Source organism: Sunxiuqinia indica (genome assembly GCF_009847015.1).
GTDB lineage: Bacteria > Bacteroidota > Bacteroidia > Bacteroidales > Prolixibacteraceae > Sunxiuqinia > Sunxiuqinia indica.
Genome location: NZ_WVEM01000007.1, coordinates 125,250 through 149,202, shown reverse-complemented (window position 1 = coordinate 149,202; position 23,953 = coordinate 125,250). Strand labels below are relative to the sequence as shown.

Sequence of the window (23,953 nt, the reverse complement as noted above, 5' to 3'; positions counted from 1 at the left end):
CGGCTTACGGGCGACACCTGGAAATTACGCTTGCGATCCGGGTCCTCCGGTCAACCCGGTTTCCGCCTCAAATGCATTTGATTTCGTCCAATCGACCCGGTTTTCGGCTTAAACGAAATTAATTTCTTGCTGTCGACCCGGTTTCCGGCTTCCCCGGTTTTTCGTTAGCCTGTCGACCCGGTTTCCGGGATGAACACGTTTTTTTGAGGCCGGAAACTCAGTTTCCAGGCTGAATTATTTTTTTCCCCGCTGTCGACTCAGTTTCCGGGCACCTTCTTTTTGCTGTCGTCAAAAAAAAATTAATTAACGCTCGTAGCGTAATTCAACATCGCCATTTATTAGCACAAAAAGAAAGCAGCCCCAAAACTTACTTTTGAGACTGCCTTACCAAATTGACTGATTAATTTTAAAATCACTGATATCCGGGAAAAATAAAGCTATGGGCTAAAGCTCGGACGCTTGGTGCGATGACTAACCCCGGGATTAATCCCGGGGTTAATGAATGCCAGATTTAACCGGACGCTAATGATTTAAATATTGACTAAAAATGGGCTGAGAAATGAATTCCGAGATTAATGCGTGGTGCAATCCGGTAGCCATATCCATATGGTTCAAATACCAAATCGCCATGTCGGTAATACAAATGATCTCCTACCCAAAACCGATCGCAATGAAATGGTAAATGTTCGAACACCAGATGTGTCGGGAATTCTACCCGTACATAACCAACTCCATGATGATGGCGATAATAGTGACCACCATAAAAATAATAATCGCCGTGCTGATGTCTGATTCTCATCGGGTTCTCACAAAAGCGAGAATAAACCCGTCCGTATTTTGGGTGACGATATTCGTAGCGGCGATCATACTTGTAATGTTTGTTGCCATACTTTTCACTGTAGCGGTACGACTTTTTATTGTTCCGGTTCCAATGATCGTTTCGGCTGTCTCTGTTGTTCCGGTTCCAATGATCATCCCGATTGTTATATCTGTTCCGATCGGCATAACTCCGTTGGTCTCGTGAACGATTTCGATCCCAATCGTGCCTGTTATTTCGATCGGACTTGTGATAGGCCCGCTGATCATTTCGAGGCTTCCGGCTCCGGTCGGCTGTCGAATAGTCCCGATGGTCGCTTTTCCTGCTATTGCGGTCGTTATACTGCTTACTTTGCTTGTAGGTTCGTCTGCTATCAGAACCTGTTTCTCTACGCTGTGCCTCTGCGTTAACTCCTGTCATGACTGCCGCAAGTGTAATCATCAATGCAATCAGTCTCATCTTTTTTGTTTTCATGGCTTCCAGTTTTTAATGTTTTATAAATGTCTCATCTGGTGCCTGCATTTACCGGTAATCAGTTGTTTGATGACAAGCAAACCTCATGCCAAAAGCACATCAAATTAAATTTCAACATCTTACATACAGCCCCAACAACCATCTTTTTTGAATAAGAGCTTTCATTCTGGGTTGATAATATTATTTTTGCACAAATTTTAAATGAAATGGGTAGAATACTGGCAATCGATTATGGCCGAAAGCGCGTTGGTCTGGCTGTTACCGATCCGATGCAACTGATTGCATCGAAGTTAACAACGGTTCGCAGCCATGACATCTTCGACTTCCTGAAAGACTATTTCCAGAAAGAGCAAGTCGAAAAAGTCATTATCGGGTACCCACTTCAGATGAACAATGAGCCCTCTGAAGCCGTTTTGTATATCAATCCGTTTTTAAAGCGGTTTCAAAAGCTTTATCCCGACATGCCCATCGAGCAGGTTGATGAGCGCTTTACATCAAAAATGGCATTTCAGACCATGATTGACGCGGGATTAAAAAAGAAAGACAGACAAAACAAAGGAACGATTGATGCGGTAAGTGCAACAATTATTCTTCAATCGTACATGGAACAACAAAAATATAGATCATGATATATCCGGTAACTGTATATGGAGATCCGCTTTTGCGGAAAGTAGCTCAACCAATTGGTGAAGACTTTGAAGGACTGAAAGAACTGGTTGAAAACATGTTCGAAACCATGTACCATTCGGAAGGTGTTGGGCTGGCCGCTCCTCAGGTTGGTAAATCACTCCGCATATTTGTTGTTGATGCGAGCCATATTGCTGATGAAGAGCCCGAACTGGAAGGGTTTAAAAAAGCATTTATTAACCCCGAAATTCTGGAAACAAGCGGCGACGAATGGGTTATGAACGAAGGCTGTTTAAGCCTGCCGGAAATCCGCGAAGATATTAGCCGCCCGGAACGGGTTAAAATTAAGTACCTCGATGAGAACCGGGTTGAGCATATCGAAGAATACGGAGGTTTTGCAGCCCGTGTGATCCAACACGAGTACGACCACCTGGATGGAGTTTTGTTGATTGACTACCTCAACCCACTGAAAAAACGTTTGCTTAAAAGCAAACTAACAGCTATTTCGAAAGGAAAAGTACGGACTTCATACCGCATTGTTTTACCTGGCAAAAAAATAGGCTCGTAAGAAAAACGGGTGGTTTTATCATCCAAACAGTAGCGTTCATCAAAAAATTACGCTCCGCTTAAACTAATCATATTATTTGCCCGTAGTCAGTATAAAAACAGCTGACTGTGAGCTTTTTCAGAAATAACCCCTTTACAAAAATTTTAAGTTTTTGGATTACTGGTTTGATGCTGGGCTTTTATGTTCCTCAGGCTAAGCTTTTACTAGTAATCATCTGCATCATTTTAGCGGTACTCGTTTTGGCTAAATTAAAAACCAAAACGTACCCGTTTGGCAGCTACTTGTCAGCCTTTTATGCCAGCTGCTTCGCCTTGCTGGCCTTTCTGTCAGCCGGTCGCCCGTCAATTCCCAACCGAAACGAAAAACAGCATTTTGTAGCCACGGTATTGGAATATCCAACCGAAAAGACCAATTCCTACCAAAGTGTAATTCAAATTAACCAGGCCGACTCATCGTATTACGAAAAGCAAAAAATAATTGTCTATCTAAAAAAAGACATGTCTGTTCTTCAACTAAAGCCGGGCGACCAGTTAGTTGCTCAAGCCAGAATCCAGCGCATACAAAACTCAAACGACCTTTTTGCTTTCGACTATCAGGCATTTATGGCCAATCGAAAAGTATATTACAGCACTTATTTGCCAACGAAAGATTATCAACGAATAACCGAAAAAGCCTCCGGCATTCCATTTGCTGCTGAAAGATTTCGGTTTCAATTAATCAATCAACTCAAAAAACACATTATAAACGATGAACAACGACAGGTCATTTCGGCATTAACACTGGGTTACCGAAAAGAGCTGTCGCCCGAAACCCGCTCCTACTTTGCCTCAACCGGGGCCATGCATGTTTTGGCGGTCTCCGGCTTACACGTAGGAATGATCTACTTATTTCTCACCTACGCACTTGGTTTTCTCAAACGAATTCAGCTGGGACGAATGACCTTTGTCATCATCATCGTCCTACTCTTGTGGAGCTATGCACTAATTACAGGCTTTTCGCCGTCGGTGCAACGAGCAACCGTCATGTTCTCGTTTATCCTTGTCGCCAACAGCCTTCGCCGACCAGCATCAATCTATAATTCAATTGCTGCTTCGGCATTCTTACTTTTACTAATCAACCCCAATTTAATTTTTGAGGTGGGCTTTCAACTTTCGTATGCGGCCGTTACCAGTATCGTTTTCTTCTTCCCCAAAATAGAATTATTGTGGTCGCCCCAAAACAAAGTGATCAATTGGTTTTGGCAACTCTTTTGTGTTTCGATGGCAGCACAAATTGGCACCTTCGCGTTAAGTGTTTATTATTTTCACCAGTTTCCTCTTTTCTTTTGGCTCAGTAATTTTATCGTGATACCCGCAGCCTACGTCATCTTGGCCAGCACAGTCTTATTTTTCATTGCTTCACCGGTAAACTGGCTGGCAGCAGCCCTTGCAAAGGTATTGTCATCAGCTACTTTTGTGACGCTGTTGCTGCTCAGGGAAATTGATCAGATTCCAAATTCACTGATTGAAAATATTGGTATTTCAGCATTGCAGTTAAGCGCTTTGCTGGCCTGTTTAATCGCAGGCATGTTTTTCATTAAACTTAAACGGAAAGAATTTCTGTTTGTGGCAGTATCCTTTTTCCTGTTCTTTCAAATCGCTGCCTTCAGCCAGAAAGTGGCGTTGTTTAATCAAACAAAATGCATCATTTATAATTCGGCTCAGTGTCTGCATTTAATTAATGGCCGCAAAAACTACCTGATTTATGCTGAAAATGAAGAGGAAGAATACCGATCGATTCCGCATGCTATCCGAGAACTTCAATTGGATTCTCCAACTAGAATTCAACTCGATACCTGTCAGAATTTTTCGACTCCCGATTTGATCATTGACAAACGGACAGTTCTGTTTGTTAATCAAACCTTTCAATACAAAAAACGTAAGGTAAACCGACAACAGACAGGTCTGGAGAATCCGGAAAAAAACGATCAACAGTCCCTTTTTTCGGATCTGGCTTTTAAAACAACAATTGATTCGGCGTTGGAGAAAGGTAAGATTTTAGATTTTAATAACTTATCAGTTCCCGAAACATTTATTGCTGACTTTTAACAATTTACGAATCGCGGTGCTTTTAAGTTATTGGTAACGCACACGAAAAACAAGCATAAATTCGTGGAAATTGTAGTTTTTATACTTTACTTTACCGGGCTGAATTCTGAAAAAGAGTGACAAAATATGAAGATTGTTATTGTAGGTGCCGGTGAAGTAGGAACTCACCTTGCCAAGATGCTTAGCAAGGAGAACCACGACATTGTATTAATGGATGAAGATGCTGATAAGCTGCATCATATTTCCAGTCAAGTGGATCTGCTCACCTTAACAGGCTACGCTAATTCATTTCGTGATTTGAAAGAAACAGGACTTTCGAAGGCGGACTTATTTATTGCTGTAACCCCCTACGAAGAGCGCAACATTTTCGCCTGTGTACAGGCAAAAGACATGGGGGTTCTACGAACCGTTGCTCGCATCAATCAAGGTGAATACTTAACCGAAAAGTATAAAGAAAAACTCAAAAAGCTTGGAGTTGATGAGTTGATTTATCCGGAAAGCCTTGCAGCAAAAGAAATTGCGACATCTGTTAAACAGGTAGGAACTCGTCAGCTAATCGAATTCTCACAGGGAAAGTTGATCCTGATGGGGATCAAAATCCGGGAAAATGCACCAATTCTGCATAAATCGCTTGAAGAAATTTCCTACATCAACTCTGATGTTCGTGCGGTAGCCATTAACCGCGATAGTGAAACCATTATTCCATACGGAAAAAATACGATTCACGATGGTGACATTGTTTTCTTTATAACCACCAGAGCAAATCAAAACCGTGTTTTCGAGCTCGCCGGAAAAGAAATCTTTCCGGTTCGAAATATTATGATACTTGGAGGCAGTAGAATTGCCCAAAAAACAGTAGAGCGCCTGGGCGACAGTTATAATATCAAGATCATAGAAAGCAACAAAGTCAGGAGCCAAACAGTGGCCGACCGATTTGAAAACGTCTTGGTTATTCAAGGAGATGGACGAAACATGGATCTACTTAAGGAAGAACGAATTGAACGAATGGATGCCTTTATTGCGGTAACCGGAAACTCTGAAACCAATATTTTATCCTGCCATCTGGCAAAAACGCTCGGAATCAAAAGAACGGTAGCAGAAGTTGAAAACATTGATTTCATGGGAATTGCCGAGAGCATGGATATTGGTAGCATCATCAATAAAAAACTCATTGCGGCAAGCTATATTTACAAATATACATTGGGAGCTGAAGTGGCACAGGCCAAATGTTTGACGGCGTCTGATGCTGAAGTTTTTGAGTTTATCGCTAAAGAAGGATCTAAAATCACAGAGTTACCAATAAAAGATCTGGACTTCCCTGATGATGCTAAAATTGGAGGCTATGTTCGCGGATCAAAAGGCTTTGTTGCAAAAGGCGATACGCATATTCAGGAAAATGACAAAGTCGTTGTGTTTGCCCTTCCATCAGCAATAAAAAAGCTCGACAAATATTTCAAATAATGCTTTGCCCGTATGCTCAACGCTAAGATAATTTTCAGAATACTAGGTTTTTTATTAGTTGTTGAAGGCGTTTCGATGCTCATAGCGATGGGCGTTTCTGCAATATATGACGATGCAGGACTATTACCCTTACTTTATTCTTCATTGATCAGCATGGGAGTTGGTGCGCTGACTCTTTTAGCAACCAACGGAGCTGACAAGAAAATTGGGAAACACGAAGGCTTTATTATTGTCAGTCTTGTTTGGGTTATTTTTTCATTTTTTGGAAGCCTTCCGTATTTAATTAGTCATTCCATTCCTTCGCTGACCGATGCTTTTTTCGAAACCATGTCGGGTTTCACCACAACCGGTTCGTCTATTTTAAATGATATTGAATCACTCCCCAATGGTATTCTGTTTTGGCGAAGCATGACCCAATGGCTCGGAGGTATGGGAATCATTGTTCTGTCGTTAGCTATTCTGCCGGTGTTTGGAATTGGAGGTATGCAGCTGTTTGCCGCCGAAGTTCCCGGCCCAACACCAGATAAAATTAGTCCCCGAATCCAGCAAACAGCGAAAAGCCTGTGGATAATTTATCTTGGATTCACGGTGACCGAAACCATCTTACTTTGGATTGGAGGCATGACTTTGTTTGATGCCGTCAACCACTCTTTTACCACCATGGCTACCGGAGGTTATTCCACCAAACAAGCCTCTGTTGCTTACTGGTCGTCACCGTTTATTCAGTATGTTATCACGCTATTCATGTTCCTGGCCGGCATGAACTTTACGCTTTCGTACCTTGCTATTCATGGAAAGTTTGACAAAGTTTTCAAAAACGAAGAATTCAAATATTACCTATTGTTTGTTGTTGGTTTTACAGCCATCATTTTCAGCGGTTTGCTTATTACAACTCAAATGGATTTTGAGCTGGCATTCCGGGACTCGCTGTTTCAGGTAGTTTCTATTATCACAACAACCGGGTATGCCACAGCCGACTACCTTAGCTGGACGCCTTTTTTGACGATCATCACTTTTTCACTTTTCTTTTTCGGAGGGAGCGCCGGATCAACTGGCGGAGGAATAAAAATTATGCGCGTGGTTTTGTTGATGAAAAACAGCTATTACGAACTTCGTCGACTTCTGCACCCGAATGCTGTAATTCCGGTGCGCTTCAACAAAAGAGCTGTTTCCGAACAAATCATCACCAATGTGCTTGCCTTTTTTATGATTTATTTCATCATCTTTTTTATCAGCACAATTCTGTTTACTCTTATTGAACCTGATCTGGAATCAGCCATGGGAGCAGTTGCAACATCGCTCGGAAATATAGGACCGGGACTCGGGAATGTTGGACCTGCTGAAAATTTCCATCATGTGCATCCGGCGGGAAAATGGTTTTTATCGTTTTTGATGTTGTTGGGACGCCTGGAACTGTTTACCGTGCTTGTGCTTTTCTCTCCTGCATTCTGGAAAAAATAATAGAAATCGCCGGAAAAGGCTTAGCTGAAACGAGCTAACTATTCTTCAACAATTCCTTTACCTTGCCGAATAACTACAGGCATATCAGAAGTACAATCAATAACTGTTGACGGATTATTATCTCCATAACCACCGTCAATCACCAAGTCAGCAAATCCATCAAACTTTTCATGAATCAGCTCCGGATCAGTTGTGTATTCCAACACTTCATCCTCATCATGTACTGAAGTTGAAAGGATCGGGTTGCCCAGTTGACGCACAATTTCAAGGATAATGTTGTTATCAGGGACACGAATACCAACCGTTTTCTTCTTCCCTTTAAAGTACTTCGGAACATTTGAATTCGCTTCCAAAATAAAGGTAAAAGGCCCAGGCAAATTGCGTTTCAATAGCTTAAACACAGAATTGGAAATTGGTTTTGCATAGTCAGACAAATGACTTAAATCACTGCAAATAAAGGACATGTTTGACTTTTCGACCTTCACATTTTTGTACTGTGCAACTTTTTCAACCGCTTTCGCATTGGTTATGTCGCAACCCATTCCATAAACCGTATCGGTCGGATAAATAATGATCCCCCCGCCCCGGAGTACTTCCAACACTTTCTCAATTTCACGTTGGTTGGGATTTTCTTCGTACAGTTTTATTAGCATGACAATTTTTTGAATCAGTCAAAAGTAAAACAAAAATAGCAATGCAAACAATATTTTTACGAAATTCGCCGTGCTGTAAACCAACTATAAATTACAAGATTGAAAAGCACTAAGGATAAAAACCTAGTGTATTTCAATCGGTTTCAATTATAAAAGAACTTAAAACTCAGAACTCGAAACACGCCTATGAAACGAACCCTCCAACTCACTGACGACGGATCGCATACCATATATATTCCCGAAATGGATGAGCACTTTCATTCCGTACACGGAGCCATACAAGAAAGCATGCATGTATTTATTGAAAATGGCCTGAAAGCTTGCACCAAATCGCCTTTAAACCTACTAGAAATTGGGTTTGGCACCGGACTTAACGCCCTACTCAGCTTTCTCAATCGGGATAAAAAGGTAATTAACTACTATTCGCTGGAAAAGTTCCCACTCAGCCAAGAGGAATACAGCCAACTAAACTATGCTGATAATCATTTGCCTGACATCCAACAAATATTCCTTCAAATGCACCAGTGCGAATGGGAAAAGTCACATGAATTAGCGGAAAACTTCAGCCTGACAAAAATAAATGGCGACTTAAAAACAATCGACTTTTCAAACCTACCAACATTCGACTTAGTTTACTTTGATGCCTTTGCTCCAAACAAGCAACCCGACTTATGGACTGATGCCATTTTTGAAAAAATAAGTGCTCATTGTTGTCTCGGTGCAATATTCACAACTTACTGTGCCAAAGGAGATGTCAGACGTTCGCTCCAAAAACATGGCTTCGCAATGCAGCGACTGGCAGGGCCTCCGGGGAAGAAACATATCCTGTACGGAGAGAAAGGCGATTGATCATCAGGGATATCGCAAAAAATCATTTATCTTCGTACCCTTTATAAAAAAAACAGAATTTTATGTCAGAAAAGAAATTTAATGGAGAGTTGGAAGAATTTAGTTACGCATTGGGATTAAGTGTTTCCAGCAACCTCATTCAATCAGGAGTAAAAACAATTGATCCAAGCAACTTCATGCTGGCTCTCGAAGATATTTTCACAGGCAAAGAGCCTAAATTAACGCCCGAACAGGCGAACAAAATCTTGCAGGAGTTCATGGAAAAGCAGCAAGGTAGCCAGGGAAAAGAAAACCTTGAAGAAGGATTGAAATTCTTGGCCGAGAATCGCGAAAAAGAAGGTGTAATAGAAACAGCCAGTGGGTTGCAGTACACTGTGCTTGAAGAAGGAGATGGAGAAAAACCAAGTCCTGCCGATCAGGTAAAGTGCCATTACCATGGTACGCTGATCGATGGATCTGTTTTCGACAGCTCCGTACAACGCGGCGAACCAGCAACATTTCCTGTAAACGGTGTTATTCCAGGTTGGGTTGAAGCCCTTCAAATGATGACGACAGGATCAAAATGGCGTCTGTTTGTACCTTCTGATTTAGCATACGGTGAGCGTGGAGCAGGTGGTGCTATTGGACCAAACTCAACGCTTATTTTCGAAGTTGAATTACTGGAAATTGTCTAATTATTTCATATAAACATTCAAACATGCAATGAGCATGAGCATGGATTTCACCTTATCAGCAACGATAAAAAAAGCCAACTCCATCTTATGCCATCGAAAAACAAACAATTTAAATCACATGAAATTTAAATCAATTCTTTTTGCACTAGCTGCTATTTTAGTATTGGCAGCTTGTCAACCACAAGGTTCTCGTAATGCAGACCTTGCAACCGCTGCCGATTCGGCTAGTTATGCCATTGGAGTATTAGTTGGTGATCAAAACAAGCAACAATTGGAATCTACAGGTTCCGATGATTTCAACACGGATATTTTAATCACCGCCTTTGAGCAACAATTAAAGGGTGAAGAAACTAAAATGACCATTGAAGATGCACGTACATTCATCCAGGCTTACTTCAAAAACCTGGCGGATGCTGAAGGTGAAGCAAACAAATTAGCGGGCGAAGAGTTCCTTGCTACAAATAAAGAAAAAGAAGGCGTTCAGGTAACCGAAAGTGGTCTTCAGTACGAAGTGATCGAAGAAGGCGACGGACCGAAACCGACTGCCGATCAAAAAGTAAAAGTTCATTACACCGGAACGTTACTGGACGGTACTGTATTTGACAGTTCAGTAGAGCGCGGTGAGCCTGCAACCTTTGGTGTTAGTCAGGTTATTCCGGGATGGACTGAAGCTCTTCAATTAATGTCTGTTGGATCAAAATGGAAAATTTATATTCCAGGAGAAATAGCCTATGGCCCTCGTGGAGCCGGTGCTGATATTGGTCCAAACGAAACATTGATTTTCGAAGTGGAACTTTTAGAAATTGTTGAATAAACAATTCTTGAAAACTTTTTAGAAAACCCCTGAAAGAATCTTTTCAGGGGTCTTTTTTTATCTCTATTTTTGAAAATCGAAAAAAAATTGAAGTGATGAGTTTAGAAGTAAAAGGAAAAATAAACCAAATTTTGGATGTAAATTCCGGCGTAAGCAAAGCCGGGAAAGAATGGAAAAAACGGGAGTTTGTTTTGGAAACCGATGATCAGTTTCCAAAGCAAGTGTGCTTTACCTTGTTTAATGATAAAATTTCGCTTCTCGAAGGACTGAATTCCGGCGAGGATGTAAACGTATCGTTTTCGGTAGAATCGCGTGAATTTAACGGACGATGGTATCACAATATCAATGCATGGCGCATTGACCGGCTGACTCCGGGAGCTTCTCAAGATGTTCCCCCAGAATTTTCGCCCGATGATATTCCGCCGGAAGCAGGCGATAAAGATGACTTACCATTTTAACAACTTGCTTGTTGTTAATACAAGTATCGAATTACAAATAACAATATTAGCTGACCGTCTCCAAATTTTCTTGAGACGGTCAGCTCTTTTAGCAGGTATCCAATGGAAATTGCCTACAATGCCCCTCGCAAGAATCTTCACATGTTTGTTTGATTTAACCCGGCAACACAACTTGTTTTTTACAGGCTCTTTCATTCAAGAACATCGATGCAACCAGGCTATCTACGCTACTACTTTTCAGTTAATTCAGCATGCCTAAAACAACTCGTCAGGTGGTCGTTAACCATTCCTGTTGCCTGCATGTGGGCATAAATAATCGTTGAACCAACAAATTTGAAACCACGCTTTTTCATGTCTTTGCTGATTTTATCGGAAAGATCCGTTTTTGCAGGAAGCTCTGCAAGGGTTTCAAAATGATTGACAATGGGTTTGTGATTAACAAACGACCAGATGTAGTTGTCGAACGTTCCAAATTCCTTTTGGACTTCAAGAAACCGCTTGGCATTATTTACACTTGCTGCCACTTTCAGCCGATTGCGAATAATCCCTGCATTCTGAAGCAACTCTTGCATTTTAACGTCATCATAGCGTGCAATTTTTACCGGATCAAAGTTGTCATAAGCCAAACGGTAGTTTTCGCGTTTGCGTAAAACGGTTAACCAACTTAAACCAGCCTGAACACCTTCCAGCAGTAAAAACTCAAATAGCTTTTGGTCATCATGTAAAGGTACACCCCATTCTTTATCATGGTAATCAATGTACAAATCATGACTCAAACACCAGTCACATCTCTTTTCCATAGGTTCGGTTTTTGTTAAAAATTCAAAATTTAGCTAAAAATACGAAAAACAAGCCCATACGAGTTATATTATTATTTTTGCTCTTCGTAAATTGCGACACATGAAACGAGCACGCAAAAGTTTTTACACACAGGAGCATCATTATGCGCAAGTTCCATCGAACGCCTTTGATAATTTAAAATGATAATGAAACAAGCGATTAGTAACCTTTTTATTTCTGAAAGAAATCATTCAGATGATGAATTCCTGATAAATAAAACCACTCGATTCGGAAAACCGGATAGGCTGCGAAAAAGCAAATCGGTTATTCGACTCATCTCACTTTTGTTTGTCTTGCTGTTTGTCAGCAGCTTCTCATACGGCCAGCTAAATATCAACCATTATATTCGTGTAGGACAAACACGCATTCAGATTGGTAATTATGTTGGTGCTATCGAAAACTTCAACATCGTCATAAAATTCAAACCTCAATTACCGGAATCATACTATTACAGAGCGGTTGCCAAACATCAACTGGAAGATTTTCGTGGAGCTATTCGCGACTACGATAAAGCCATTGACATTAAACCTTATTATCCTGATGCGTTTATGCACCGGGGCTTAGCTTACCTCGAACTGAAGGAATACGACAAGGCATTGGAAGATTATGACAAAGCGTTGGAATTAGATCCAAACAACGAAGCCATTTATAACAACCGGGGAATTGCCAAGCTCTCGTTAAAAGATGTTGATGGTGCAATTGCCGATTATGACAAAGCATTGAAGATCAATCCAAATTTCATTAATGCATTTGTAAACCGAAGCAATGCGAATATTTTAAAAGGAGACATTCGCGAAGGTATCCGCGATTTAAACCGGGCAATCATTATCCGACCGCACTATGCCAATGCCTACCTGCTTCGTGGACTAGCACGGTTCGGGTTGGAAGATTATGCAGCGGCTTTGCGCGATTTTGATCAAACCATCAAGCTTGATCCACAAAATGCCTATGCTTACAACAACCGGGGAATTGTAAAACAAAAGTTGGAGGATTATCAGGGAGCCATCATGGATTACGACTTGGCACTGGAGATCAACCCGACTCTGCCTAATGCTTATTTCAACAGGGGAATTGCAAAAGAAATTTTAGAGATTGCAGGCTACGAACACGACTACGAAGTAGCGGCTAAATTAGATCCCAGCCTGAATATTCGCCAACGCATGATAGAAGAAGATGCGCTAGCTCAAAATCAACAACAGACACAGCAACAGCAGCAAGGAACGCAAACTGGCCAGCAACAAGCCGGATCGGTTCAGCAACAAAACAGCAGTACCAATAAGCAGCAGGCACAAAACACACAGCAAAAAACTCCGGCACAAACCCCCAATCGCCCAAATACACAACAAAAGCAAGAAGAGACCAAAGAGCAACGAGATCGTCGTCGTTTCCGGCTTTCGTTGGCCGACACCAGAAACCTGCCAACCGACGAAGATGTGGAAGTAGAGGACGGACGTATTCAAAATCGGAATATTATTATTGAATTACAGGATCTTTTTGTGATTTCGTCTTACAGTCAGCATTCGATCAACTATGAGCGTATGCAATATTACAACATGGCTTTGGAGGAATTGAATCGCTTCAATAATTACACACCAACTTTGACCATTACGAATATTGAGATGACCAGATTCGTTGATTATTTCAGAAATAACATCCTCTACTTCAACGAAAAAATTAAAATAAACGAAGCACCCGAAAACTACCTAAGCCGCGGTATATTTAAATTCATGGTGAATGAATACAACGAAGCCATGGAAGATTTCGACAAAGCTATTTCACTGGATGAAAAAAATACACTGGCTCACTTTAGCCGCGCAAACTGCCGGACAAAAATGGTTGAATTGCTGGAGTCTCTTCCTGACTTTTCAGAGGATCTAACGGTTCCGGTTGGGTCAAATGTCAATAGAGAGCAAGATAAAGGCCTTGAATTTGTTACCGAATACGAAAGCATTCTGGATGATTATCAGGTTTGTGTATTTTTGAGGCCAAATTTCCCATTTGCGTATTACAATAAAGCATACATTCTTTGTAAATTAGATCGGTACGAAGAAGCAATACGCAATTTAGATAAGGCGATTGAACTGCAACCGGATTTTGCAGAAGCCTATTACAACAGAGGCCTGACCAAAATATACCTGGATGATGTCGATGGTGGTGCAATGGATTTAAGTAAAGCCGGTGAGTTTGGCATTCAGGAAGCTTACAACGTAATAAAAAGATACTGTAACTGATATGAAAAAACTGCAAGAGTTGAGCAATGAAGAATTGATGAAAAAGATGAAAAGCTACCGACCGATCATCATCGGTTTGGTCGTTGCCATGTTTTTAACTTTAATTACTTTGATGGTACTAAGAATAAACCATTTGTTTACCCTTTTTATCCTGATTCCGTTTGCACCGGTTTACATTCGGTTTAACCAACTATATAAAGAAAGTAGAAAAAGGAACCTGTAATGGCAAACTTAATTCCATTAGCAGAACGCCTTCGTCCGAAAACTCTTGACGATTATATCGGACAGGAGCACTTGGTTGGGAAAGGTGCTGTTTTGCGGAAAATGATCGAATCGGGGAATATTTCATCCATTTTGCTATGGGGTCCTCCCGGAGTTGGAAAAACAACACTTGCCAAAATTATTGCCAACACACTGGATCGGCCATTCTACACCTTGAGTGCCATCAATTCGGGCGTAAAAGATGTTCGCGAGGTCATTGAAAAAGCCCGAAAGCTACAATTTTTCAACAACCCCAATCCTATTTTATTTATCGATGAAATTCATCGTTTTAGCAAGTCGCAGCAAGACTCGCTGCTGGGAGCTGTTGAGCAGGGAATTGTAACTTTAATTGGTGCGACCACTGAAAATCCATCGTTCGAAGTGATCTCACCTCTCTTATCTCGTTGTCAGGTTTATGTGCTCAAGCATTTGGAAAAAGATGGCCTGCTGAAAATTCTTGAGCTGGCGATGAAAAAAGACACAGACCTGAAGGAACAAGAAATCGTGATTGACGAATACGAGTCGCTGCTTCGCTTTTCGGGTGGCGATGCCCGTAAATTGCTCAATATTCTAGAATTGGTTGTTTTAGCCGAAGAAGGACCAAAAATTGTGATCACCAACGAAAAGGTCACGGAGCGCCTGCAAAGTAACCAAGCCACTTACGACAAAAATGGCGAAATGCACTACGATATCATTTCGGCATTTATTAAAAGTATTCGCGGAAGTGATCCGGATGCCGCTGTGTACTGGCTGGCACGTATGATTGAGGGAGGCGAAGATGTCAAATTCATTGCGCGACGATTACTTATTTTAGCTTCAGAAGATGTTGGACTTGCAAATCCGAATGCATTGTTATTGGCACAAAGTACTTTTGATGCTGCGCACCAAATTGGCTATCCCGAATCACGCATTATCCTGTCGGAATGCACGATTTATTTGGCAACTTCCCCAAAAAGCAATTCAGCTTACGAAGCTATTAATACTGCCCAGGAGCTGGTAAAACGAACCGGAAATTTGCCTGTGCCACTGCACATCCGGAATGCGCCCACCAAGTTGATGAAAGAACTTGGCTATGGAAAAGATTACAAATACTCGCATGCTTACAAAGGCAACTTTGCCGAACAAGATTTTCTACCAGAAAAGATAAAAAACGAGCGATTGTACAAACCTCAAAACAACGCTACCGAATTAAAAATCATGGAACGTTTAAAAGCATGGTGGGGAAAACGGTTTGAAAAATAAAACAACGTCAGAGTAGAACCAAACAAACACGAGGAAATTAATCAACTAAAATTCGATACACATCATTTCTTGAGCTCCAGGTAAATTCAGCATTGCTAATTTCAATTTCGTTAAAACGGGTAAACGAACAGCAGTCTTCGCTCAATCTTTCCGCATCAACATACAAATCAAATATATTTTCTGACGATATATTTACCCTGTAGCTAACGATTTCAGTTTGCCAGCCAATCGTATAGATCTCAATAATATTGATGTTATTTTCTGAAACAAAATTGAATTCCACAGAACTATTTGATGAATCCAGTATTTCGATTTCATCCTTATTGAACGTTTCATTTGTAAATAAATTTGCTCCGGTATATTTATCAACCAACTCAAATCTAAAAGATTCCGGAGGAGTAAAGCACGCCCCACAATCTTTATACTTCGAACAGCCCCCGAGCACGAAAATTACACCAACAAATAACAGAATCAATATCTTTTTCATCGTTCCTTGTGTTATACTTTATTTAAGGCTTCCATCTCACCCTTACAACTGAAGCACTATACCAGATCTTCGAGCCACAAGTTATCAAAATAAATCCTATCCACCCTATCAAAACTAGCGATTGTTCAATATTTGTTTCCAATCTAAATAAAAACAGCGCTAAAAAACATTTTCAATCCTAGCTTGTTTTTGGAATTGAAAGCAAATGAATAAAAAGTAATGAGTAAATCAGCTTGCAAGAAAAAAGATTTTAAAGAACCGGAAAACCCAAGTTACTATTGCAAAAAATGCGATGCTAAAGTCAATAAAGAAAAGCAAGTTTGCAAACCTAAAAAGTTAAAAAAATAACCTTTTATGAGAATTTGCTTGACGAGTATCCTTGCTGTTGTTTTATTCCTTCTCCAAACGAATAAGTTATGGTCTCAAAATTCGAAAAATCCAGATGGAGAACTGGCTCTTCAGGACTCCGTTTTTGCAATTAGCGAAGTAACTGTTCATGCCTATCATTACGAGCGTAAATTAATGGAAGTACCTGCCTCTATCTCCATCATTTCTGCAGATCAGCTAGAACAAAACACCTTCAAATCAATTGATGAGGTTTTAAACAAGGTGCCCGGAGTTTACATGCAACAGGCAACGCCAACCACCAACCGCTTAACCATTCGCGGAGTTGGCAGTCGCACTCCATACGCTTCCAACAAAATCAGGGCGTATTATGCCGGTATTCCGCTAACAAACGGCGTTGGCGAAACGACTATTGAAGATTTGAATCAGTCCGTTTTATCAAAGGTGGAGATCATTAAAGGTCCGTCGTCAGGCTTTTATGGATCGGGACTTGGAGGAACACTACTCTTTGATGCCATTCATCCCGGCAAAGATCAATTGACAGTAAATTACGGATTAAGCTCGTACCAAACCCATCAAGCAAACGCAAAGCTCAGTTTAAATGGGAAAAACAATAGTAACCACCTGGCAATTGAAAGCTTGAGCTCGGCCGGATATCGTCGGAATAATGAGACTAACCGGATCAATCTTAATTACGTGGGGCAATTCATCGTCGGGCGACATGAGCTCAATATTATTGTCAACCAGACTGACTTGAAAGGTTTTATTCCCAGCTCGTTAAACTTTGAGACTTTTCAGAAATCGCCCGAGCAAGCTGCAACCAACTGGGCTTCGGTAAGCGGATATGAAGATTATCAAAAAAGTCTGATTGGAACATCCGTGCTCTCGCGTTGGCAAAATAACTGGCAATCGACTGTTGTACTATTCGGGCAAAATCGATCGTCTGATGAGCTCCGCCCATTCAATTTTTTACAAGAAGATAGTCGTTACTTTGGAAATCGAATCATAATTGAGAAGCAGATTACAACGACTTCAGGTATCTGGAAACTTTTGATGGGCAACGAAAACTTCTTTGAAAACTACGATTGGACAACCTTTGAAAATGAAGATGACGGAACAATCGGGTCAATACTGTCAGACAATCATGAAAAACGAAATTACACCAATTTATTTGGTCAAGCGGAATACAAAACATCGGAAAAGTGGCGTATTTCCCTGGGAGCAAATTTCAACCACACGCGCTATAACTATACAGATCGAATGCTGACCGATGAAGACCAGTCGGCTGAACACTCGTTTAAACCAGTGATTTCACCTCGCCTGTCCATCAATCACGCACTCACAACTAAGAATAACATCTATGCGCAAATCAGCCATGGATTTTCACCTCCCAGCCTGGAGGAAACATTGCTTCCCGAGGGTGGACGAAATACAGACGTTCAACCGGAAACGGGCTGGAACTATGAAATTGGCAGTCGTGGATACCTGTTTGATGGATTGTTCTACGACTTTTCCGCGTATTTTATGATGCTGGAGAATTTATTAGTTGCCCGTCGTGTTGCCGAAGATGCCTACCTGGGAATTAACGCCGGAAAAACGGCACATCCAGGACTGGAATACTACCTGGAATACAAACTTCCTGACTCAAATTTGAACTGGCAACATAAGTTCAATGTTAATGGCAGCTTTACGCCCTATTATTTTATTGATTTCGTAGATGGAGAACATGATTTTTCGGGAAATGAACTCACGGGAAGTCCCCGGCGTCAGAGTAACCTGGAGTACCATGTCAATTACAAGCGAAGATTGCAATTTCAACTCCATTACCAAATGGTGGGCAGAATACCTTTGCGTGACAACAACTCTGTTTATTCGAATGAATATGGTCTGTTGAATTTGAATGTTCAGTATTTCAAATCGTTTGGTAAGCTTCAATTCAAATTATTTACAGGCGTTAACAACATCACCAATGAACATTACAGCTCCATGGTTTTGATCAATGCAAGTTCTTTTGGCGGAAATGCCCCACGCTACTACTATCCGGGCTCACCGATTAACTTTCGGATGGGTGTAAAGCTAACTTACCAACTTTAAAATATCAGATCGTAAATTTCAAATTCAACCCTAGAATATCTGATTCCTTCCAGCGATCATCAGATTTTGAGGATTGCCAAACGTAATAAGCATCCAGTTTAAAGCTTTTCGTGTTTAACAAATGTAATCCTCCGTAAAATCGGATCAAGTGAAGACTTCCTGAGTTAAGTTTCGTAAATAGCTCTTCACCAAGATAAGGATCCAACCATGAAGTCAGGGAGGGGAAATTAATGAATATGTTGTGATAATGTCTCAAGTAATTATCACCTTGACTAAACATTCGATATTCAAGTCGATTTGTACTACTTACGATGAGTTTTTTGAGATTGAATTTGAGCTTGGGTACTAACTGTGGCCGATACTCCATGATATCCATCGAGGGCTTACGATTCTGTGCAGCACGGAAAGCCAACCCTAAACTAAACCAATCAGTCAAATCTCTCGAAACAGCAAAGTCCATATAAGTCATTTCCCGAAAATGGCCATTCAGCCGATAGTGAGTTTTAGTCTTTACTTCTAAATCATAAGAGTCATTCAAGCCCACCTGAACGCCGGTGGTATTCCATAAATAGAAGTTTCGTTCTTCTTGCGAAAAGGCATTTATATAGCCGGCAAGCTGCAACAGAAAAACAAACATTATGGATAAGATATTTCTCATTCTCTGATCGCAAAGTTATTTCTTCAATTGAAATTCGGGCAACATTACAGCTCAATTAGCCACTTTACGATCACTTATTAATATCATGTTCACATATAAAACACGACCGTCATTCTATGCTATTTCTTTTTTTCAAAATCCGCTATAAACAACTCATAATTAGAATCATTATAAATACTTCAAATTAGCTCCCTTCTCTTTAAAAAAAAAGAAAAATAGTTTATTTTTACAATATAAGGATACTGAAAACTATTTTATCACCCCCCAATACAACAAACAACGGTTATGGATCAGGCAGAAAAAGAGTACTTTGAAAAGCTAAAAAATGAACTGTCAAAATCAAGCTATAAAAACAGACAGGATATCTTGAATTATCCATTGATGCCACTTCAATATAGTTATATCCACGATTTAAGAATCGGTCAATTAGTGAATGTTTGTGGAGTAAAAAACGTACTTGGATATGAAAACAAAAAATTTACATTAGATCTGTACTACGAAAAGCTACACGATATTGACAGAAAATTGATCTTCGAGTTTTCAAAAGAAAACCTGAACACTGCAAACTTATCAAGTTTCAAACATCCTTTTGAAACCCAGTTTACTATCCTTTTCAGAATTAAAAATTTGAACAATGAGTTTCGACACATTCTTCGGCTAAGTACAATCCTTGAGTTCTCAACAAAAGTTGAAAGAACATTTAGCATCTGTACTGATGTTACCGAACTTGGACTTAAATACAATAGAAGCGCAGACTTCTGTTATCTTGGGAACAAAATACTTAACAATAAAACACCACTGAGCCAATTACGCGAAAAGAGTTGGAATAACCTAACTCGCAGGGAATTTCAAATCCTAGAGCTCATTGCCAGGGGCTACACAACCAAACGCATTAGTGAATATCTACACATTAGTGTGTTTACGGTAAATACACACCGACAAAATATCATTCAGAAAAATTCGGGAAAGGATATCAAATTATTGCTTTCAGAAATTTTTAATGGTAGTATTTAGTTATCTGCAATTTTCCAGAAGTAACTTCCAAAACTGTTCCGGCTCCTTAATAAATGGAGCATGGCCTCCCCAATTTAAAAAATGCAGATTCACCAAAGGATTTGTTAACTTCTCGGGAAGATGCCGATAATAAGAAGGATTCAGGTAGGGGTCGTCCTCTGAAAAAAGTAAAGTTACAGGTATCGTAGTTTGATTCAATGATTTTAATTCGCTTTCAAACCCAACTAAAAAACCAGCGGATTCCAGTGATCGTCGAAAGAGGGGGTCAGTTCGGGAAAGCATTCGACGAACTAGCGGCGCATTTTCAATTGACAATGAACTGACAATCAAATCAAGTTCCTCCGGTGTCCATGTCTCTTTATACATGTATTTTCCCAGATCGGGAAAAGCCATCAAGCTGTCTTCAATGGCACCTAGAGGTGGAGTTCCAATACAAACGACTCCTTCAACGTCGGGGAGCTGATCTAGTGCTTGTATTATTAAATGCCCGCTGAGGGAATGAGCAATAATATACTTTCTTTCACCGATTTGATTGATATTCTCAGCTAAAATCCGACTAAATGACTGAATATTGTAATTGTCAGGTTTTGGCGAGTCTCCATGCCCCGGCAGGTCAAATAATACTACTTTAAATTCAGGCTCTATACACTTTACTAAAAAAGAGAAGATATCTTGACTAAGTGAGTTTCCATGAAGTAAAACCAACAGCTTATCACCACTCCCAAACATTGTTCGAGCTAATTTCATATTAATACTTTTTTAACTAAAAATACTGACCAGTCAGTATTTTAAAAATATGTAAATATCTGTTAATTTGCTATCATATAGAAATACTTCAGCAGGACTATTAAGATATTAATAACTTATATCAACAGATATAGGAGGATTATCAGTATAAATATCTTAAACAAATATCAATCTATAGTTCACAAAAAATTAACCAGCTTTCGACAAATTACACTTCAAGTTCAATTCAAAAACCAGTATTATTATGAGAAAAATTCTACTTATTGCATTTACCGGATTACTGATTTCAAGTGTACAGGGACAGACATTTAACCCTTTTGCCACCAAGTTTAAAGCCTATGTCATTAATGCTCCTGAGGTCATACTAACCGATGTAGATAAAATTGCAGTTCTCAACTTCAGCAACCTGAGCAGCGAGTTTGCCAAAGAGTCGGGAGCCGATTTAGGGACAAAATTAGCCGACTACATGATGACCGACCTCTTCAGAGAGAGTAGCGGCGCTGATGATGTTTCACGTGTATTTGTAAAAGGATTCCGGACTAACATTTTCCAACTAGTTGAGCGAAACAAACTGAATCAGGTAATTGCAGAACAAGACCTTCAAAACAGTGGTATCGTTCGTGATGATCAGGCTGTTGCCATCGGTAAAGTTCTAGGCATTGATGCTATTATTACGGGTAGCATATCTTATTCATCAAATGACACACATGAAAAATCGAGTCTTGTTTCGAATGAATACAAATCAAAGAGAACAGTTACTTGCGAGGCGCGGATGAAAATTCTTTCTGTAAAATCGGGAGAAATACTTGGAACCATTAGTGAACAAGCGACTCGGGTCGACGAAGCCAAGACAAACAGCGCCTATCCGGTATACAGCAGCCTGCAGTCTCCTGCAGCTATTGCCGGCGATGCATGCAAAGACCTAGCCCGTGTACTGGTTAATTATTTCTGCCCCCATTTCGTTGAGGTTGACTATCAAATGGAGACAATTAAAGTAAAAGAATACCGCGACCGCGCTAAAGATGCAAACAACTACGTTGAGCGTGGTGAAATTACATCAGCTTATAAATTGTACAAAGCAATATACGATGAGGACAATTATAACCCAAAGGTTGCCTATAATCTTGGCGTGCTATATGAGGTTGTCGGCGATTTTGAACATGCCTACGAGTGCTTCAGTGTTGCTCATCAGTTAAATGACAAAAACGATGGTTACTACGAAGCGTATAAGCGAGCTGAAAGTGGAAGCCAACTCATGGAAGCTCTTGCTCATCTGGACATTGTTATCGAACCATTTGAATACAAAGAAGGTGGAGAAACCGTACTGGCTAAGAAACTTACAACCAAAGGCTCAAGAAGCAAACGGGTGACTGCCTATGCCGAACCAAACAGCAAATCAAAAGTAGTGGGGCAAATCCCAGGCAGCACTTCCCTTACCATTCTAAATCAGGCTGGCGAGTGGTATCAGGCACAATTACTCGGTAACAAAACCGGATATTTCCATGAATCAGATATTCGGGTGGAATAGGTTAAATCGAAAAACGATTCTCCTTTTAAAACTTAAAATCCTAAAAAGAAATTAGTTATGAAAATTACGGTGAAGTCAATGTTGCTGTGCGGTTTTCTTCTTGCGTTAGTTGTTAGCTGTGATAAAAAAGACGATGAAGTAGATACTTCAAAGGTGATTGACAATGTATTCAAAGATATTCCTCTTAACGATATTGAGAGTAACAAGGCCTATATCGTGGATAATGATATTTCTGTTACATTTTCTGAGATGATACAAAAGGAATGTGAAAGTTGTGGTCTTGAGAATCTAGAATACTATTTTTCTGATGCTTATGAAGATGGTCTTACAAATTCCGATGGTCCCGGACAGTTGTATATTGGATATGGAAGAGTAGTTATTGATATCTCAAAACGTAGTTCACCTAAAAAGATTTTGATTGAATGGTGGCCCAATTGCAGCGTTTGTGGAACAATGTTTCTCTACGATAAGGATGAAAACATAATTATCCGAGATGACCATAATGGTAAAGGAGTTCTTACATCTTACTATACAACTGGAATTGAAGATGTGGATTTCATTGTCATTTCAGCTTTCGAAACTTTGGTGAAGAAAGTATCGCTTGAGTTTTAAATAAACCTGAAATAATTTTCTGTGAGATAAGGTATTTTGTTGAATTATAGCGTTGTCGTATAGAATTGGTAGTTTGTAGAGATTATGATTCATTTTTAAAATAAACAAAAAAATAAGACGTTATGAAGATGCTATTGAAATACTTAATTCATAATAGATTAGTATTTATATTGTCAGGGTTGAGTTTTTTATTAGGTGCATGCGATTTAATTAATTTGTCTTCAGAGAATAAAGAGAAAAATTTAGACAAGCTTAGTGTAACAGGGGATATTGCACGAAGGACTGATTGGTTTTCTTTTGGTTGGTGCGAAACAACTGAAGTAATATCGGGACAGGAATATTGCGAGGATAATCCAAACCGCTTTTTTGTGCTCCCGCCCGAGGGTTTTAACTTCACGACATTGGACGGTCATTTTGTTTCGGAATATCGGTCAAATGCCAAAGGCACTTTAGAAGTTCATTATGATATGAAAACGACTTTTAATGAAGAATATAAAAATCACTGGATAGTAATAGGATGGGCAAGAGCTCTATTTTCTGCAAACGAAGGAGTTAATTTCGGCAAATTGATTGTAGACGACAAGCCACAAAGCGAAATTATTGAATTAGAGCTTTATACTGATTCAACATCGTCACCAGCAAGGGTACAGGTAGACAGCTTTTGGCGCCAGCAAAAAACCTATTACGATCAAAAATGTATGGACATAGCCGATGTCTTTATATATCTTCAATTGAACCATAACAACGACACAATTTATTACAAATTAAAAAACGACGACCATTTATACAAAAACACCCTTAAGGGAGAAACGGTTTTTGAATGGATCAAAGAAATTGCGCTGGATACAAAGGAAATGTCTATGAAAACAGACTTTTACTTTCTGGTAGATGAATGTGACGGTTACGTAAACGGTGGACATTGGGATTATGAACGAGAATAAATCAAACCAA

23 protein-coding genes are annotated in these 23,953 nt (G+C 40.0%); 17 read left to right on the top strand and 6 right to left on the bottom strand.

Going from position 1 to position 23,953, the window contains the following annotated elements:
• Positions 1-541: 541 nt before the first annotated feature.
• Positions 542-1,291: a hypothetical protein gene (locus GR929_RS12140; protein WP_159520167.1), complete on the bottom strand. Its 750-nt coding sequence runs from the start codon at positions 1,289-1,291 to the stop codon at positions 542-544.
• Between the two features lie 206 nt (positions 1,292-1,497).
• Between GR929_RS12140 and ruvX the strand changes: the two genes are divergently transcribed.
• The 5 genes from ruvX to GR929_RS12115 all read left to right on the top strand — a co-directional run bounded on the left by ruvX (position 1,498) and on the right by GR929_RS12115 (position 7,495).
• Positions 1,498-1,920, top strand: a complete 423-nt coding sequence (ruvX, locus tag GR929_RS12135) for a Holliday junction resolvase RuvX (RefSeq protein ID WP_159520165.1) — start codon at positions 1,498-1,500, stop codon at positions 1,918-1,920.
• Positions 1,917-2,486 carry a peptide deformylase gene (gene def / locus GR929_RS12130; RefSeq protein WP_159520163.1) on the top strand — a complete coding sequence of 190 codons (570 nt, stop codon included), beginning with the start codon at positions 1,917-1,919 and terminating at the stop codon, positions 2,484-2,486. The genes ruvX and def overlap by 4 nt, the downstream gene beginning before the upstream one ends.
• A 107-nt stretch (positions 2,487-2,593) precedes the next feature.
• Positions 2,594-4,573: a ComEC/Rec2 family competence protein gene (locus tag GR929_RS12125; RefSeq protein WP_159520161.1), complete on the top strand. Its 1,980-nt coding sequence runs from the start codon at positions 2,594-2,596 to the stop codon at positions 4,571-4,573.
• 126 nt (positions 4,574-4,699) lie between these two features.
• Positions 4,700-6,034 carry a Trk system potassium transporter TrkA gene (gene trkA, locus GR929_RS12120; protein ID WP_159520159.1) on the top strand — a complete coding sequence of 445 codons (1,335 nt, stop codon included), beginning with the start codon at positions 4,700-4,702 and terminating at the stop codon, positions 6,032-6,034.
• 12 nt (positions 6,035-6,046) lie between these two features.
• Positions 6,047-7,495, top strand: coding sequence for a TrkH family potassium uptake protein (locus GR929_RS12115; RefSeq protein WP_159520157.1), 1,449 nt, complete (start codon positions 6,047-6,049; stop codon positions 7,493-7,495).
• 38 nt (positions 7,496-7,533) lie between these two features.
• Here the strand turns inward: GR929_RS12115 and GR929_RS12110 are convergent, their stop codons facing one another.
• Positions 7,534-8,148 carry an L-threonylcarbamoyladenylate synthase gene (locus GR929_RS12110; RefSeq protein WP_159520155.1) on the bottom strand — a complete coding sequence of 205 codons (615 nt, stop codon included), beginning with the start codon at positions 8,146-8,148 and terminating at the stop codon, positions 7,534-7,536.
• Positions 8,149-8,334: 186 nt separating this feature from the next.
• Between GR929_RS12110 and mnmD the strand changes: the two genes are divergently transcribed.
• From mnmD to GR929_RS12090, 4 genes are all read left to right on the top strand, one after another.
• Positions 8,335-8,997 carry a tRNA (5-methylaminomethyl-2-thiouridine)(34)-methyltransferase MnmD gene (gene mnmD, locus GR929_RS12105; RefSeq protein WP_159520153.1) on the top strand — a complete coding sequence of 221 codons (663 nt, stop codon included), beginning with the start codon at positions 8,335-8,337 and terminating at the stop codon, positions 8,995-8,997.
• A 62-nt stretch (positions 8,998-9,059) separates the two neighbouring features.
• Positions 9,060-9,671 (top strand): FKBP-type peptidyl-prolyl cis-trans isomerase, encoded by a 612-nt coding sequence (locus GR929_RS12100; RefSeq protein ID WP_201300990.1) that lies wholly within the window; start codon positions 9,060-9,062, stop codon positions 9,669-9,671.
• A 118-nt stretch (positions 9,672-9,789) separates the two neighbouring features.
• Positions 9,790-10,485, top strand: coding sequence for an FKBP-type peptidyl-prolyl cis-trans isomerase (locus tag GR929_RS12095; RefSeq protein ID WP_159520151.1), 696 nt, complete (start codon positions 9,790-9,792; stop codon positions 10,483-10,485).
• A 95-nt stretch (positions 10,486-10,580) separates the two neighbouring features.
• Positions 10,581-10,943 carry a DUF3127 domain-containing protein gene (locus GR929_RS12090; RefSeq protein ID WP_159520149.1) on the top strand — a complete coding sequence of 121 codons (363 nt, stop codon included), beginning with the start codon at positions 10,581-10,583 and terminating at the stop codon, positions 10,941-10,943.
• A 230-nt stretch (positions 10,944-11,173) separates the two neighbouring features.
• On the opposite strand, the gene GR929_RS12085 is transcribed toward GR929_RS12090, so the two are convergent.
• Positions 11,174-11,743, bottom strand: coding sequence for a DNA-3-methyladenine glycosylase I (locus tag GR929_RS12085; protein ID WP_159520147.1), 570 nt, complete (start codon positions 11,741-11,743; stop codon positions 11,174-11,176).
• A gap of 186 nt (positions 11,744-11,929) precedes the next feature.
• Between GR929_RS12085 and GR929_RS12080 the strand changes: the two genes are divergently transcribed.
• Genes GR929_RS12080 through GR929_RS12070 form a run of 3 tightly spaced genes read left to right on the top strand, consistent with a single transcriptional unit; the run spans position 11,930 to position 15,517 of the window.
• Positions 11,930-14,014 carry a tetratricopeptide repeat protein gene (locus tag GR929_RS12080; RefSeq protein ID WP_159520145.1) on the top strand — a complete coding sequence of 695 codons (2,085 nt, stop codon included), beginning with the start codon at positions 11,930-11,932 and terminating at the stop codon, positions 14,012-14,014.
• Between the two features lies 1 nt (position 14,015).
• Positions 14,016-14,237, top strand: coding sequence for a hypothetical protein (locus GR929_RS12075; RefSeq protein WP_159520143.1), 222 nt, complete (start codon positions 14,016-14,018; stop codon positions 14,235-14,237).
• Positions 14,237-15,517, top strand: a complete 1,281-nt coding sequence (locus GR929_RS12070; RefSeq protein ID WP_159520141.1) for a replication-associated recombination protein A — start codon at positions 14,237-14,239, stop codon at positions 15,515-15,517. The genes GR929_RS12075 and GR929_RS12070 overlap by 1 nt, the downstream gene beginning before the upstream one ends.
• A gap of 37 nt (positions 15,518-15,554) precedes the next feature.
• On the opposite strand, the gene GR929_RS12065 is transcribed toward GR929_RS12070, so the two are convergent.
• Positions 15,555-16,004 carry a hypothetical protein gene (locus tag GR929_RS12065; RefSeq protein ID WP_159520139.1) on the bottom strand — a complete coding sequence of 150 codons (450 nt, stop codon included), beginning with the start codon at positions 16,002-16,004 and terminating at the stop codon, positions 15,555-15,557.
• A 354-nt stretch (positions 16,005-16,358) separates the two neighbouring features.
• On the opposite strand from GR929_RS12065, the gene GR929_RS12060 reads away from it, so the two are divergent.
• Entirely contained in the window at positions 16,359-18,443 is a 2,085-nt protein-coding gene (locus GR929_RS12060) for a TonB-dependent receptor (RefSeq protein WP_159520137.1), read from the top strand.
• A gap of 4 nt (positions 18,444-18,447) precedes the next feature.
• Here the strand turns inward: GR929_RS12060 and GR929_RS12055 are convergent, their stop codons facing one another.
• Positions 18,448-19,101 carry a DUF2490 domain-containing protein gene (locus GR929_RS12055; RefSeq protein WP_159520135.1) on the bottom strand — a complete coding sequence of 218 codons (654 nt, stop codon included), beginning with the start codon at positions 19,099-19,101 and terminating at the stop codon, positions 18,448-18,450.
• A 285-nt stretch (positions 19,102-19,386) separates the two neighbouring features.
• Here GR929_RS12055 and GR929_RS12050 point away from each other — a divergent pair, with 285 nt between their 5' ends.
• Entirely contained in the window at positions 19,387-20,115 is a 729-nt protein-coding gene (locus GR929_RS12050) for a response regulator transcription factor (protein WP_159520133.1), read from the top strand.
• Here GR929_RS12050 and GR929_RS12045 read toward each other — a convergent pair whose 3' ends face one another.
• Positions 20,116-20,862 carry an alpha/beta fold hydrolase gene (locus tag GR929_RS12045; protein ID WP_159520131.1) on the bottom strand — a complete coding sequence of 249 codons (747 nt, stop codon included), beginning with the start codon at positions 20,860-20,862 and terminating at the stop codon, positions 20,116-20,118.
• A 244-nt stretch (positions 20,863-21,106) separates the two neighbouring features.
• Here GR929_RS12045 and GR929_RS12040 point away from each other — a divergent pair, with 244 nt between their 5' ends.
• The 3 genes from GR929_RS12040 to GR929_RS12030 all read left to right on the top strand — a co-directional run bounded on the left by GR929_RS12040 (position 21,107) and on the right by GR929_RS12030 (position 23,943).
• A complete protein-coding gene (locus GR929_RS12040; RefSeq protein WP_159520129.1) occupies positions 21,107-22,390 on the top strand; it encodes a CsgG/HfaB family protein in 1,284 nt (427 codons plus the stop codon).
• Between the two features lie 57 nt (positions 22,391-22,447).
• The gene (locus GR929_RS12035; protein WP_159520127.1) at positions 22,448-23,002 is read left to right on the top strand and encodes a hypothetical protein; all 555 of its coding nucleotides are present in this window, start codon (positions 22,448-22,450) and stop codon (positions 23,000-23,002) included.
• Positions 23,003-23,124: 122 nt separating this feature from the next.
• Positions 23,125-23,943: a hypothetical protein gene (locus GR929_RS12030; RefSeq protein ID WP_159520125.1), complete on the top strand. Its 819-nt coding sequence runs from the start codon at positions 23,125-23,127 to the stop codon at positions 23,941-23,943.
• Positions 23,944-23,953 lie beyond the last annotated feature (10 nt).